The sequence below is a fragment of the Nocardia vermiculata NBRC 100427 genome (assembly GCF_001613265.1).
Classification (GTDB): domain Bacteria; phylum Actinomycetota; class Actinomycetes; order Mycobacteriales; family Mycobacteriaceae; genus Nocardia; species Nocardia vermiculata.
Genome location: NZ_BDCA01000005.1, coordinates 226,457 through 239,287 on the forward strand (window position 1 = coordinate 226,457; position 12,831 = coordinate 239,287).

Genomic DNA, 12,831 nt, shown 5'->3' on the forward strand with positions numbered 1-12,831 from the left:
GTCATACCGCACCTCGGATCCAGCGCTCCCGCAACGACACCAGCACCACGACCGACACGATCAGCAGCACCAGGCTGAGTACGATCGCGGCATCGGGGTCGGTCTCGAGGGCCAGATACACCGCCAGTGGCATGGTGGTGGTGCGGCCGGGAAAGTTACCGGCGAAGGTGATCGTGGCACCGAATTCGCCCAGCGCCCGCGCCCAGCACAGCACCGCGCCGGCGATCACGCCCGGCAGGATCGAGGGCAGTGTCACGCGACGGAAGGTGTACCAGGGTGTGGCGCCGAGCGTGGCCGCGGCCTCCTCGTACCGGGTGTCTGCACCGCGCAACGCACCCTCGACCGAGATGACCAGGAACGGCATGGCGACGAAGGCTTCGGCCACCACCACACCGGGAGTGGTGAACGGCAGGGAGACACCGAACCAGCCGTAGAGATACTGGCCGATCAGCCCGCGCCGCCCGAAGACCAGCAGCAGCGCGACACCCCCGACCACCGGTGGCAGCACCAGCGGCACCGTCACCAGTGCCCGGACCACGCCGCGTCCCGGAATGCGGGCGCGAGCCAGCAGCCAGGCGAGCGGGATACCCAGTACCAGGCATATTGCGGTCGCGCAGGTCGCACAGATCAGCGAAAGCCGCAGCGCGGTACCGACTTCGGCGCTGAACAGCCGTTCGCTCAGCGTCGACCACGGCGCCCGCACCAGCAACCCGATCAACGGGATCACCAGGAAAGCCAGAGCGCAGACAGCGGGGATCACGAGCACCAGGGGCCGCCGCCCCGTTGCCGCCCGCCGCCGCGCCCGGCTCACGGAGTGTCGAATCCCGCGTCGGCGAACACCTGCTTCGCCGGGCCGGAGTGCACGAATTCGACGAACGACGCGGCCGCGGCGGCGTTGGGTGCGTGGGCCAGCGGCGCGATCGGATAGGTGTTGACCGCCTGCGCCGACTCGGGGAAGTCGATGCCCTCCACCTTGTCGCCCGCCGCCTGTACATCGGTGCGGTACACCAGTCCCGCATCCACCTCGCCGAGTTCGACCTTGGTGAGAACGGCCTTCACATCCTTTTCGCGGGTATCCGGTTGCGGGGTTGTCCCGCTCGCCGAGAACACCTTCTGCGCCGCGGCTCCGCACGGCACCTGCTCGGCGCATACAGCCAGGCGCGGGCCGCTCTTCCCGAAGTCGGCCAGTCCGGTGATCGTGCCCGGATTACCCTTCGGCACCGCGATTTCCAGGCGATTGCTCACGAATGTCGCGGGCTCGGCGCTGATATCGCCGCTGTCGACGACCTGCTGCATATTGGCCGGTGCCGCGGAGGCGAAGACGTCGGCCGGGGCGCCGGCCATGATCTGTTGCGCCAGTGCGGAACTACCGCCGAAGCTGGTCACCACCCGTACTCCGGGATGTGCCTGCTCGAACCGGTGTCCCAGGTCGGTGAACGTTTCGGTCAGGGAGGCGGCCGCGAATACGGTGACGGTGCCGGAAACCTGGCCCGAGCCCGCATCGGTGGAGGAGTCGTCGGCGCCGCACCCTGCCAACCCCGCGACGGTCAGCAGGGCGGCGGCCGTGCCGGCAAGGCTTCGCATCATGTGCATTCTGGTCAACTTTCCGGTATTTCGACCACCACATGGGTCGACTTGACCGAGGCCACGGCGACACTGCCGACCTCGAGACCGAGTTCGTCCACCGATTCCCGGCTGATCAGCGATACCAGCCGGAACGGTCCCGCCTGCATCTCCACCTGTGCCATCACGGTGTCGGTGACGACGCGGGTCACGATGCCCCGCATCCGGTTACGCGCCGACGCCGCGACAGTGACACCCGCCCCCTGAGCCTCGGCACGCTGCTTGCTCAGCAGCGTCGCCAGATCCGCGCCGCGCACCCCCTTGCGTCCACTGTCGAGCCGGACCTCCGGCAGCCGGCCCTGCTCGATCCAGCGCCGCACAGTGTCGTCGCTGACCCCCAGCAACGCCGCCGCTTCACTGATCCGCATATCTGTCATAAGTGGGAGTATATTGCCGCAACTACGCATTCAGAAAGTGTTTTGCTCCGCTGTTGCGGAACGATGGCGCGAGTCGCACCGGCGTGCGAGCAATGGCGTGAGAAGCGGGATCCGACCAGGACATCCGGTGTTTACTGGTTCCCATGACGAGATTCGCCGAAACGATCTCCGCTGCTTCCCGGTTCGCGAACCGGCGGGGAATCTACGCGGGGCGGCGGTCGACCCGGGTCCACGCGGCGCTGTACCGCTGGTCCAAGGGCCGGCTCGGTGGGTATATGCCGGGTCGCAAGTCCGCGCGCATCCTGCTGCTCGACCACACCGGCGCGAAATCCGGCACTCCTCGCACCTCGCCGCTGATGTACGTCGAGGCCGGTGCGGCGGTGGCGATCGCGGCGTCCAAGGCCGGGCAACCGAACCACCCGGCGTGGTACCACAATCTGCTCGCCCACCCGGACGTCACCATCCGGCTCGACGGTGAGGTCCGCGCGGTGCGCGCCAGAATCGCCACCGGCGAGGAGTATCCGCAGCTGTGGCGATCCTTCGTGGCGATGACGCCGGACTTCGAGTTCTATCGCGAGCAGGCCGGCAGTCGTGTCATCCCGATCGTCGTGCTCGAGCCGCGGTGACAGCCGGGCTCGATGGCCCTGTTCAGCAGTAGAGCTCGACGAAACGGTCCAGGGAACGCTCGATATCGCCGCGCAGTGCGAGGGCGACCGCCGATCCGATCGGCCCGAACAACGGGCGTCCGCCCAGGTCGATGTCAACGGTGACCGCGGAGCCCGGGCCCTTGGCTGCCACGCGGAGGTCCAACCCCAGTTTGGCGCCGCCCTTGCCCGCGCCGCGCAGCACCAGTCTGCGGGGCGGTTCCGCGGTGCGGACGGTCCAGCGCACGCGGTTGCGCAATCCCTTCACCGAGGCGATCCCGACCAGCTCGGTGCCGGGGGTCAGCTCCTCGGGCACTCGGCCACGCCACGCCTCGTGCATGACCAGCCACCGATCCAGCTCGGCCAGGTTCGAGGCATGTGACCATGCCAGGTCGGGAGACAACGGTACGTCGACCGATACGTTCAACTTCGCCACGCCTGGATGCTAATTCGTTCAGCATGCGAGTTCGGTACCGGTATGGATCGGGCGGTCGGTTTCACACAGCGGCCGTCCCGAACCGCCGCGGCGGCCGGCCACGATCTCGGCCGCGATCGATACCGCGGTCTCCCCGGGAGTGCGCCCGCCCAGTTCGAGGCCGATGGGGGAGTGCAGGCCGAACAGTTCGGCCTCGGAGATTCCGCCGGCTCGCAGTTCGCGGCGGCGTTCGCGGTCGGATCGGCGCGAACCCATCGCGCCCACATAGGCCACCGGGAGCCGCAGCGCCTCCGACAACACCGGAATGTCGAATTTGGGATCGTGGGTCAGCACGCAGATCACCGTGCGCGAATCCACCTGCGTGCTGCGCAGATATCGGTCCGGGCGATCGCGTACCACCTCGTCGGCGTCGGGTAGCCGGGCGCGCTCGGCGAAGATCGGGCGTGGTTCACACACCGTGACGCGGTAGCCGAGCAGGCGGCCGACCTGGCACAGCGCGGTCGTGAAATCGGTGGCACCGAAGATGATCATGCGGGGTGCGGGGGCGAAGGAAGCCGCGAAGACGGTGCGTTCCCGGTCCGTGCAGCCGATGGTGCGTACCCCGGTAGTGGCGGTGTCGAGCATGGCGCGGGCCTCGGTCAGTACGGCCGGGTCGAAGTCCGCGCCGACACCGGTCCGGGACCGGATCGCCGCCAATTCCCCGGATTCGAGGTCGTACACCAGTGCCACCGGGCCGTCCGGAACCAGCGCCGATTCGACAGCCGCGTACTGGGTTTCGGTGATCCGGCAGATGAAGACGTCGAGTTCTCCGCCGCAGGTCAGTCCGACCGCGAAGGCGTCGTCGGCGCTGTAGCCGAAGGTGTGCAGCGTGGGTTGCCCGGAGGCGATCACCGCCAGACATTCCTCGTACACCGCGCCCTCCACGCAGCCGCCGGACACGCTGCCGTGTACCTGCCCGGACTCGTCGACCGCCATGGTGGTGCCGACCGGTCGCGGTGCGCTGCCGCGCACGCCGATCACGGTGGCGAGTGCGTAGCCGGTTCCAGCGGCATGCCAGTGCCGCAGTTGCCCGCCGAGTTCGCGCACGGTCACCTCCTGAGAGAATTCCATTCTCCCTATACTGTAGCTACATACTCACTTTCGGCATATATTACTTACAACCGAGAGGAGCGAGTCGCTGATGACCTCGACGACCACCACCAGCAGCGCGTCCGTCGTGGGCGCCCGGGTTCCCCGGATCGAGGATGCCCGCCTGGTCACCGGCGCCGGCACCTTCGTCGACGATGTGACCCGCTCCGGCCTGATGCACGCCTGTTTCGTGCGCAGCCCACTGCCCCGCGCCCGGATCGGTGACATCGATATCTCCGAGGCACTCGAACTCGACGGCGTGCTGGCGGTCTACACCGCCGCGGGTCTCAACCCCGGTGCGCACGAGATCTCCTACGACCTCGATATGGCGGGCATGCCCCCGGTGCCACGGCCACCGCTCGCCGAGGAGGAAGTGCGGTTCGTCGGTGACCCGGTCGCCCTGGTGATCGCCGCCGACCGGTATATCGCCGAAGACGCGGCCGAACTGATCGTCATCGACTACGAACCTCTCGACGCGGTGGTCGACTACACCACCGCACCGGAGTCGCCGAATCTGGTGCATGCCGGATTCGCGGCCAATTCTGCCGGGGAAATGGGCGGCCGGCCCGCCGCCGATCTGGAACCGCTGTTCGAGTCCGCGGCACATGTGGTGCGCCAGAGCATCTTTCAGCAGGCCTACCTGCCGGTGCCGATGGAAACCCGGGGTGTCGTCGCGGAGTGGTCGGCTTCGACCGCGGAGATGACCATCTGGATCTCCACGCAGTCGCCGCACGAGGTGCGCGCCTTCTGTGCCCGGCTGCTCGGCATCGACGAACATCAGGTCCGGGTGATCGCCCGCGACACCGGTGGCGGCTTCGGACTCAAACAGCTGCCACTGCGCGAGGAAACCTGTGTGCTGCTGGCCTCGCGCGCACTCGGAGTTCCGGTCAAATGGATCGAGGACCGGCAGGAGAATCTGATGGCTTCCGGGCTGGCGCGGCACGAAAAGGCCGATGCGGCAATGGCCTTCGACGCCGACGGGAGGATCGTCGCCGCCTCCGTCGATCATGTCCAGAACGTCGGCGCCTATCCGATACCGTCGCCGATCACCGGTGGCGTCGTCGTCGGCATTCTGTTCCCGGGGCCCTACCGCATCACCGACGCCGCATTCTCCGCGAAATTCGTGTACTCCAATACCGTCGGCCGCGTCGCCTATCGTGGCCCGTGGCAGTTCGAATCGGTGACTCGCGAGGTTCTGCTCGACACCGCCGCGCGCCGGATCGGCATCGACCCGGTGGAGCTGCGGCGCCGGAATATGTTGCGGCGCGACGAATTACCGTGGGCGAACCCCAACGGCATGACCTACGACAACATCTCACCGCTGGAAACCCTCGAGCAGGCCGTCGAGATGCTGGACTACGACGCCTTCCGCGCCGAGCAGCGGGTCGAACGCGACCGGGGCCGCTACCTCGGCGTCGGCACCTGCACCTATGTGGAGCCGACGACCGGTGCGAGCCCTTTCCTCAGCACCGAGGGTGCCACCATCCGCATCGAACCCAGCGGCAAGGTCAATGTGTACGTGGCCGGTGGTTCGGCGGGCAACAGCCTGGAGACAACGGTCGTGCAGCTCACCGCGGCGGCGCTGGGGGCACGCCTGTCGGATGTGCGGACCATCCAGGGCGATACCGCGATCACCCCGTTCGGCGGCGGTACCGGCGGCAGCCGCTCCGGTTCGATGACCGCGGGTGCCGTCGAACAGACCGCCGCCGTCCTGCGCGAGCGGATGGCAGCGATCGCCGCGAGCAGATTGAATGCCGCCCCTGAGGACATCGAATTCGCCGACAGCCGTGCGAGTGTGCGCGGCACCGACAACGGGCTCACCCTCGCCGAGCTCGCCGATATCGCCTACTTCCAGGCCGACAGCCTGCCCGACGGCGTGCAGCCCGGACTGGAAGCCAACGGCCGGCACAAGACCGGGCAGATGGCGATCTGGGCGAACGCCACTCATGTGTGCACCTGTGAGGTGGATGTGGAGACCGGGGCGGTGCGGATTCTGCGCTACATCGTCAGCGAAGACGTCGGTCCGATGATCAACCCCAACGTGGTGGAGGGACAGATCTACGGCGGCACCGCACAGGGCATCGGCGGCGCACTCTACGAACATCTCGCCTACGACGAGGACGGTAATCCGGTCGCCACCACTTTCCTGGACTATCTGCTGCCCACGGCCACGGAGGTGCCGGTGATCGAGGTCGGACATGTGCAGACGCCGAGTCCGGGACCCGGCAGCTTCAAGGGCGTCGGCGAGGGCGGTGCGATCGGCTCCGCACCGGCGGTGATCAATGCCGTCGCCGACGCGCTGACGCCGTTCGGGGTCGAGATCAGCGAGCTGCCGCTCTCGCCCGCGCGCATCGTGGGCCTGGTGGAACAGGCGCGTGGCGCCGGGAAGGAGGCGGTGTGAAACCGGCGAGGTTCGACTATTACGCGCCCGGCTCTCCCGAGGAAACGGTGACGTTGCTGGCCGAACTCGGCGACGAGGCCAAGATCATCGCCGGCGGACAGAGCCTGGTGCCGATGCTGGCCCTGCGACTTGCTGTCTTCGACCATCTGGTCGACCTGCGGCGGTTGGACGCACTGCGCGGCATCGACACCCACGCGGGAGCCGTGCGCATCGGCGCGGGAACCACGCATGCGGCGGTCGGTGCCTCCGCGGAGGTGCGGCGCGCGGTGCCGCTGCTGCACCGCGCCACACCGCTGATCGGGCACTTCCAGATCCGCAACCGCGGCACGATCGGCGGCGCGATCGCACACGCCGATGCCGCGGGCGAATATCCGGTGGTGGCACTGACTCTCGACGCCGAGATCGAGGCGTTGTCGCCACGCGGGCGGCGCACGATCGCCGCGGCCGACTTCTTCACCGGGATGTGGACCACCGCGCTGGAACCCGACGAGATGCTCACGGCGATCACCTTCGAGACGTGGGAGGGACGCTGCGGCTTCGCGATCGAGGAATTCGCGCGTCGCGCCGGTGATTTCGCGATGGCGGGCGCCGCGGTCGCGATTCGGCTCGACGGGGACTCCCGGATCGAACGTTGCGCGATCGGACTGTTCGGGCTGGGCCCCACCCCGGTCCGTGCTCGCGACGCCGAGGCAGGGCTGCTGGGGTGCCCCGCCACGTCGGTCACGGCCGGAGAGGTCGGCGCCTCGGCAACGGCACAGCTGACCGGCATTCCGGCGGATGTGCACGGTTCGGCCGACTACCGGCGACGGGTCGGAGCGACGATGGTCGCGCGGGCATGGCACCGCGCGATGGAGGAGGCGAGTAATGACTGACGTCGATATCCGGTTGCGGGTCAACGGGTTCCGCCGCAACGATACCGTCCCGGCCCGACTGACCCTGGCCGACTACCTGCGTGAGCACTGCGGCCTGACCGGCACCCACCTGGGTTGCGAGCACGGGGTGTGCGGTGCGTGCACGGTGCTGCTGGACGGGGAGGCGGTGCGCGCCTGCCTGATGTTCGCGGTGCAGGCCGACGGCGCCGAGGTGACCACCGTCGAGGGAATCGCCGGTGCCGACGGGCAGCTGTCGGTGGTGCAGGAGGCGTTCCGGGCCGAACACGGTCTGCAGTGCGGATTCTGCACTCCCGGTTTCATCGTCTCCGCCACTGCATTCCTGCGCGACAATCCCGACCCGTCCGACACCGAGATTCGCGACGCCATCTCGGGAAATCTGTGCCGCTGCACCGGATATCAGGGCATCGTGCGCGCGGTGCGTGCCGCTGCCGACGGCCGGCGCAGCGATGCCGAAGCGAGCACCGGCGGCGACGAGGCGCAGACGTCCTCGCCGGCCGCACGGGCCTGACAGCGAGGACACCTGTGAAACTCGACAACACCTTCACTATTCCCGCCCCTGCCACCCAGGCCTGGCCGGTGCTGCTCGACCTCGAGCGCATCGCGCCCTGTGTCCCCGGCGCCACCATCACCTCCCGGGACGGAGACGACTTCCACGGCAAGATCAAGGTGAAGCTGGGGCCGGTGGGGCTGAGCTACAACGGCATCATCAAGGTCGTCTCCCAGGACGAACAGGCCGGTATCGCCGTGCTGGAGGGCCGCGGCCGCGAGACCCGCGGTAACGGCACCGCCAAGGCCACCATCACCTGCAAGCTGGTCGAGAACGACGGCAGCACAGAGGTTTTCGTCGACACCGATCTGTCGATCACCGGTAAGCCGGCCCAATTCGGTCGTGGTGCACTGGCCGATGTGGCCGGAACGCTGATCGGGCAGTTCGCCGCCAATCTCGCCGACGAGATCACCAGCACGGTGGTCGACGGTACGGCCGAGCCGGCGAACACTGTCGACGGCACGATGCGGTCCGCGTCGCTGACCGGCGCGGGCGAATCGGCGCTGCCGAGCGCGAGCGCAGCGGCCGCGCCCATCGCAGAGCGCCTCCATGTTGCGTCCACATCCCGCGCACCCGCCGAGCCCCTGGACCTGCTCGCCGCTGCCGGCCGCGGCAACGCGGCGCGTTACGGCGCCATCGCCGCGGCGCTGGCCGGAGTATTGTTGCTGACCCTGGTACAGGGACACCGTTCGGCCCGCGCGCGACGGTCGCGGCAGGCAGACAAGTAGCACTCTTCGGGAGGCTCGGCCTCGCCGACGGTCGAGCCTTTGCTCGTGGTTCCCGCGCCCGCTCGCTGCCGCAGGGGGGAGGCCGGCGCACGCGACGTCGACACGGCAGTCCGGCCGCGTCCGGTCCGCGCAGTGCTCGGGTGGCCCTTCGGGTGCCGGTCAGAGATCCCGGCCGACCGTCGGATCGGGCGGCTCCGCTTCCCGGGGTTCGTCGATATCGAGCCCGCCGGCCAGGTCACCGCACTCGACCGCCCGAACGTCGACCGCCCGTAGATACCGCGCGGCACCACGATCACCGGTGAGTGTCGGAAGCATCGGCCCCCAGTGCTGCCGCCCGATCACCACCGGGTGCCCCGGCCGCCCGGCGAAACTCGCCCGCGCCACACCCAGGGGGGATGCCACCGCGGCCTCGATCACCCGCGCTACCACCTGCGCCCCCACATCGGGCGTGTCCACAACGTGCAGGGCCACGTAATCCGCGCCCATCTCTTGCGCGCGAACCACTCCCGCCCGTACCGACGCACTCACCCCGTTCGCCCAATTCTCGGCAACCACGGCGGTAACCCCGGCCCCCACCGGAACCCGAGCCGCACCCAGGACCACCACGACCTCCGAACATCCCCCGTCTCGCAGCGCGGCGACCGCGGCATCGAGCCAACCGGCGACCGTGACCTTGGGCCGTCCGAACCGTCGCCCTGCCCCCGCGCCAAGAACCACGCCCACTATCCGAGCAGCCACAGCACGCCTCTCGCGGTGCAATCGCCCATAGCGACAATGTAATCGGCACGCCCGGTTCTCGGTCGATACGGTGAGATGGGTGACCATTCGCCAGGACCGCACGGTGGCGGTCGGGTGCGGCCGACGGAGCCGGGTACGGTCCGTGGTCGGACTACTGCGGGAAACGCTGGTTCACCGCTGCGAGCAGGTGTTCGGCCCAGTGCTCGAGGATCTGCGCGCCGGCTGCTGCGGTGGCGTGCGTCGGGTCGCCCAAGATGCCGGTGGGGCTCACCGCTCGCACCCCGCCGCTACGCAGGTCGGCGATCAGGGCGGGGAGCGGGTCGGTGTTGCCGGGGCGGGCGCGCTGCATGGCGACGCGGTCGGGTGTCAGATGCAGCATGGCGGAGGTTTCGGTGTGTCCGGCGTGGGTGTCGTCGGCGGGCCCGGTCGGGGACCAGAGCAGTGTGGTGCGGCCTTCCTCGGTGAGCAGGCGTTGCGCGGCACGCAGCGGGGCCAAGTTGCCGCCGTGGCCGTTGACCAGGATCACCCCCGCGAATTCGTCTGCCGAGCGCACCAATTCGACGACCAGCAGTTCCAGCGCACGGTGACCGATGGACAGGGTTCCGGGGAATCCGGAGTGCTCCCCGCTGGAGCCGTACGCGATCGCGGGCGCCACCACGATATCGGTGCGAGCCGCGGCGAGGCGGCCGCACAGCTCGACCGCGACGGTGGTGTCGGTGCCCAGGGGCAGATGCGGTCCGTGTTGTTCGGTGGCGCCGAGTGGAACTGCCAGGAACGGGGGAGCGGTCCGTGCACCGAGGTCGGCGGAGGTGAGGTCAGCGAGTCGCATCGGCGGAAACTCCGGTTCGGTACAGCTGCGGGAGCAGCGGTTCGACGCGCCGGGAGCGCAGGCAGCTCGCCCAGACTCCGGCGCCGTAGGCGAGATCGTCGGCGATGCGGAGCAGCGCGGCGCGCGGATCACGTCCTCGCACGGCCGCGCCCGCCGCGGTCGGCAGGTATACCGCCAGCAGCAGGCGTCGGCCGCGTCGGCTGAGAAGCGCTGCCGGCCACCAGATCCGGCGTAACGCGTCGGCCAGTTGAGCGACCGCCGCCAGTTCGGCCGCACCGACCACCGACACCGCCGTCGACAACGGGAGACCGTGCCCGCGCAGTTCGCGCAGCTTGCGCACGGGCGCGCCCACCGTTGCCGAAGCCAGGCCCGGGTGCCCCGCGACGACCGTCAGCCAGCGCCATCCGGTGGTTCGCGGCAGCCGGGCGCAGTACAACTGCCCGGGATGGCGTGCTGCCAGCGGCGCTGCGGAAGTTCCGTAGTCGTAGCGCTGGCGTAACCAGGCCCGCAGCGTTGCACGCGGGGCGTGCCGCACCACCGCTTCGGGCTGGTAGCGCACCACGTGACCGGCCGCGACCAGGCGCCAGATCAGATCCACGTCCTCGCCGTAGCGCAGCGTCTCATCGAATCCGCCGAGCTCGGCGAGCGCGGTACGGCGCACCACCAGCGCCGCACTCGGCACATAACCGATCCGGCTGCCGGGGCGGACGAGCGCCGGCTCGCCGCCCATATCCAGGCTCGACCGCCGAGCCTCGTATCGGCCCAGTACGCCGTGCGCGAAGGTGCGCACTCGCGGCGCGACCGCCGCGACCGCCGGATCATCGAACAGCGGCAGGACGGTATCGAGCCAGCCCGGATCCGGGACGACATCGGAGTCGAGGAATGCGACGAGTTCGGTGCGCACCTCCCGCAGCCCGCTGTTGCGTGCCGCACCCGGACCGCGGGCCCGGCGATGCCGGACGGTGGCCGAGGCCAGCGGTGTCACCGAACCGTCGTCGACGATCACCCGGGTCGCGAGCTCGGTGGTCGCGGCGAGTAGGCGGGCGATCCCCGCCTCGTTGTCCTTCACCGGTGTCACCATCGACACCTCGTCCACGGTGCGGCGACCGGCGGTGGCGTGCGGGTGGACCAGCCCCGCGGTGAGCAATCGCTGCGCGAGCGCCCGCGCGGCGGGAGCGTCCCCGACCGGTTGGCCGGCCAGCCAGGCGCGCACCATTCGGGCTCCGGACGGGGTCAGTCGCAGCATCCGCGACGGTGCACCGCCGAGTAGCACCCGCCCGTCGCGAGACGACCGCAGCCGCGAATCCGGACGGAGTGTGAGGGGCATCGAAGAATCCTTCATCGGCAGACGCGCACCGCCGCGGCACGCGGAGCCCCACCAGGCTACTGTGAGCGCCCGGTGGGGCCGAGGAGCCGACCACGCACCGGGCTCGACGCCGAGCCGAACGGGTCCGCCTGCCGGCAGGGCTCTTATTCGACGCCCAGCGTGACCTCGGTCGATTTGATCAGGACCTTGACAACCGACCCCTCGCCGATGCCGAGGTCCTCGACCGCGTCGCGGGTGATCGAGGAAGTGATCTCGTCACCACCGTCGAGGCGCACCCGGACCACGGCCATGGCCTCGCCGCGAGTTACCGACAGTACGGTTCCGTCCAGCTGATTCCGGGTGCTCAGACGCATGGGGCGACAGTACGCCCGAGGGCCCGGAGCGGCGGGTAACGCCCGATCCCGGGCGCGTTCGAGTGCTTTCGAACCACCGCTCCGGTGCCCCGGCCGACGGCCTCAGAACAAGGACCGGAGCCTGCGCCACAGTCCGCGCAGCGTGTTCGACTCGGCCGTGTTCGACTCGGCCGGGCCCCGACTGTCCGGCCCGCCGGGATCCTCGGGGATCGACACCGGATTCTGCACGGCAGGGCGGCTGGGTGGGTCTGGAGCAGGCCGGGAAGGGGGTTTCGGAGTTGCCTGTGACCAGGCGAGGTTGCCGGTGCCGACGGGCCGTTGGCCGCTGGAACGGACGACGGGGATGCGCGGCAGTTCGACCGTCGGATCGTCGAGATCGTGGCGCAGTTGATTACAGAACTGCTCCACCGATCCGTAGCGATCGATGATCTCCTCCACCAGCAGGGTCGCCGACGGAGCTGCCGTGCCCGGTTCGCCGTTCACCGTTCTCCTCACCCTCGTGGTCCGGGAGGTGCACCACGCCCCGGACTGCATCGTCGAATTTCTGTGAGTCCCCCCGGCGACTACGGCGGCGCGGCACCGGAAATGAGGTTAACCCCGCTGCGGTAATCGCTCAGTTACCAACCTAGACGTGATCATGTTGAAGCGCAAACTAGACAGTCTTTTGTCGATGTTACGAAATGTTATGCCATTCAGTAATTTTCGGCTGGTACTCTTCCCCGCGGCGGTAGACAGGGGCGTCGCGATCGGGGTTATTGACGCTCCGCAAACAATTAGCACACATCGGCTCCGGATTCGTCTCCGACA

15 protein-coding genes are annotated in these 12,831 nt (G+C 69.0%); 5 read left to right on the top strand and 10 right to left on the bottom strand.

Features of this window, described 5'->3' with window-relative positions; translation table 11 throughout:
• Position 1: 1 nt before the first annotated feature.
• Genes modB through NV2_RS09100 form a run of 3 tightly spaced genes read right to left on the bottom strand, consistent with a single transcriptional unit; the run spans position 2 to position 2,000 of the window.
• On the bottom strand, positions 2–811 hold the full coding sequence (gene modB, locus NV2_RS09090) for a molybdate ABC transporter permease subunit (RefSeq protein WP_067871098.1): 810 nt from the start codon (positions 809–811) through the stop codon (positions 2–4).
• Positions 808–1,584 carry a molybdate ABC transporter substrate-binding protein gene (gene modA, locus NV2_RS09095; RefSeq protein ID WP_067871212.1) on the bottom strand — a complete coding sequence of 259 codons (777 nt, stop codon included), beginning with the start codon at positions 1,582–1,584 and terminating at the stop codon, positions 808–810. Before modA ends, modB begins: the two co-directional genes overlap by 4 nt.
• A 14-nt stretch (positions 1,585–1,598) precedes the next feature.
• Positions 1,599–2,000 (bottom strand): TOBE domain-containing protein, encoded by a 402-nt coding sequence (locus tag NV2_RS09100; protein WP_067871099.1) that lies wholly within the window; start codon positions 1,998–2,000, stop codon positions 1,599–1,601.
• A gap of 143 nt (positions 2,001–2,143) precedes the next feature.
• Between NV2_RS09100 and NV2_RS09105 the strand changes: the two genes are divergently transcribed.
• Entirely contained in the window at positions 2,144–2,626 is a 483-nt protein-coding gene (locus tag NV2_RS09105) for a nitroreductase/quinone reductase family protein (RefSeq protein ID WP_084474207.1), read from the top strand.
• A 22-nt stretch (positions 2,627–2,648) separates the two neighbouring features.
• Here the strand turns inward: NV2_RS09105 and NV2_RS09110 are convergent, their stop codons facing one another.
• Together NV2_RS09110 and NV2_RS09115 are read right to left on the bottom strand one after the other, a co-directional pair.
• Complete coding sequence (locus tag NV2_RS09110) at positions 2,649–3,080, bottom strand: type II toxin-antitoxin system Rv0910 family toxin (protein WP_067871100.1); 432 nt, start codon at positions 3,078–3,080, stop codon at positions 2,649–2,651.
• Between the two features lie 18 nt (positions 3,081–3,098).
• Positions 3,099–4,190 carry an XdhC family protein gene (locus NV2_RS09115; RefSeq protein ID WP_157102814.1) on the bottom strand — a complete coding sequence of 364 codons (1,092 nt, stop codon included), beginning with the start codon at positions 4,188–4,190 and terminating at the stop codon, positions 3,099–3,101.
• A gap of 70 nt (positions 4,191–4,260) precedes the next feature.
• Here NV2_RS09115 and NV2_RS09120 point away from each other — a divergent pair, with 70 nt between their 5' ends.
• Genes NV2_RS09120 through NV2_RS09135 form a run of 4 tightly spaced genes read left to right on the top strand, consistent with a single transcriptional unit; the run spans position 4,261 to position 8,777 of the window.
• Complete coding sequence (locus NV2_RS09120) at positions 4,261–6,609, top strand: xanthine dehydrogenase family protein molybdopterin-binding subunit (RefSeq protein ID WP_067871101.1); 2,349 nt, start codon at positions 4,261–4,263, stop codon at positions 6,607–6,609.
• Complete coding sequence (locus NV2_RS09125; protein WP_067871102.1) at positions 6,606–7,481, top strand: FAD binding domain-containing protein; 876 nt, start codon at positions 6,606–6,608, stop codon at positions 7,479–7,481. Before NV2_RS09120 ends, NV2_RS09125 begins: the two co-directional genes overlap by 4 nt.
• Positions 7,474–8,010, top strand: a complete 537-nt coding sequence (locus NV2_RS09130) for a (2Fe-2S)-binding protein (protein ID WP_067871103.1) — start codon at positions 7,474–7,476, stop codon at positions 8,008–8,010. The genes NV2_RS09125 and NV2_RS09130 overlap by 8 nt, the downstream gene beginning before the upstream one ends.
• 14 nt (positions 8,011–8,024) lie before the next feature.
• Positions 8,025–8,777, top strand: coding sequence for an SRPBCC family protein (locus NV2_RS09135; protein WP_067871104.1), 753 nt, complete (start codon positions 8,025–8,027; stop codon positions 8,775–8,777).
• A gap of 159 nt (positions 8,778–8,936) precedes the next feature.
• Here NV2_RS09135 and NV2_RS09140 read toward each other — a convergent pair whose 3' ends face one another.
• The 5 genes from NV2_RS09140 to NV2_RS09160 all read right to left on the bottom strand — a co-directional run bounded on the left by NV2_RS09140 (position 8,937) and on the right by NV2_RS09160 (position 12,507).
• Positions 8,937–9,503 carry a nucleotidyltransferase family protein gene (locus NV2_RS09140; protein WP_245662528.1) on the bottom strand — a complete coding sequence of 189 codons (567 nt, stop codon included), beginning with the start codon at positions 9,501–9,503 and terminating at the stop codon, positions 8,937–8,939.
• Positions 9,504–9,666: 163 nt separating this feature from the next.
• On the bottom strand, positions 9,667–10,344 hold the full coding sequence (gene mftE, locus NV2_RS09145) for a mycofactocin biosynthesis peptidyl-dipeptidase MftE (RefSeq protein WP_067871106.1): 678 nt from the start codon (positions 10,342–10,344) through the stop codon (positions 9,667–9,669).
• Positions 10,331–11,671 (bottom strand): mycofactocin biosynthesis glycosyltransferase MftF, encoded by a 1,341-nt coding sequence (gene mftF, locus NV2_RS09150; protein WP_210749388.1) that lies wholly within the window; start codon positions 11,669–11,671, stop codon positions 10,331–10,333. The genes mftE and mftF overlap by 14 nt, the downstream gene beginning before the upstream one ends.
• A gap of 143 nt (positions 11,672–11,814) precedes the next feature.
• Entirely contained in the window at positions 11,815–12,024 is a 210-nt protein-coding gene (locus tag NV2_RS09155) for a TOBE domain-containing protein (protein WP_067871108.1), read from the bottom strand.
• Between the two features lie 102 nt (positions 12,025–12,126).
• Entirely contained in the window at positions 12,127–12,507 is a 381-nt protein-coding gene (locus NV2_RS09160; RefSeq protein ID WP_157102815.1) for a hypothetical protein, read from the bottom strand.
• Between the last annotated feature and the right edge of the window lie 324 nt (positions 12,508–12,831).

Excerpts from the sequence above, each read along its gene's own strand:
- modA (WP_067871212.1), bottom strand. The coding sequence starts at position 1,584 with ATGCGAAGCCTTGCCGGCACGGCCGCCGCCCTGCTGACCGTCGCGGGG.
- NV2_RS09100 (WP_067871099.1), bottom strand. The coding sequence starts at position 2,000 with ATGACAGATATGCGGATCAGTGAAGCGGCGGCGTTGCTGGGGGTCAGC.
- NV2_RS09105 (WP_084474207.1), top strand. The coding sequence starts at position 2,144 with ATGACGAGATTCGCCGAAACGATCTCCGCTGCTTCCCGGTTCGCGAAC.
- NV2_RS09115 (WP_157102814.1), bottom strand. The coding sequence starts at position 4,190 with ATGGAATTCTCTCAGGAGGTGACCGTGCGCGAACTCGGCGGGCAACTG.
- NV2_RS09120 (WP_067871101.1), top strand. The coding sequence starts at position 4,261 with ATGACCTCGACGACCACCACCAGCAGCGCGTCCGTCGTGGGCGCCCGG.
- NV2_RS09130 (WP_067871103.1), top strand. The coding sequence starts at position 7,474 with ATGACTGACGTCGATATCCGGTTGCGGGTCAACGGGTTCCGCCGCAAC.
- mftE (WP_067871106.1), bottom strand. The coding sequence starts at position 10,344 with ATGCGACTCGCTGACCTCACCTCCGCCGACCTCGGTGCACGGACCGCT.
- mftF (WP_210749388.1), bottom strand. The coding sequence starts at position 11,671 with ATGCCCCTCACACTCCGTCCGGATTCGCGGCTGCGGTCGTCTCGCGAC.
- NV2_RS09155 (WP_067871108.1), bottom strand. The coding sequence starts at position 12,024 with ATGCGTCTGAGCACCCGGAATCAGCTGGACGGAACCGTACTGTCGGTA.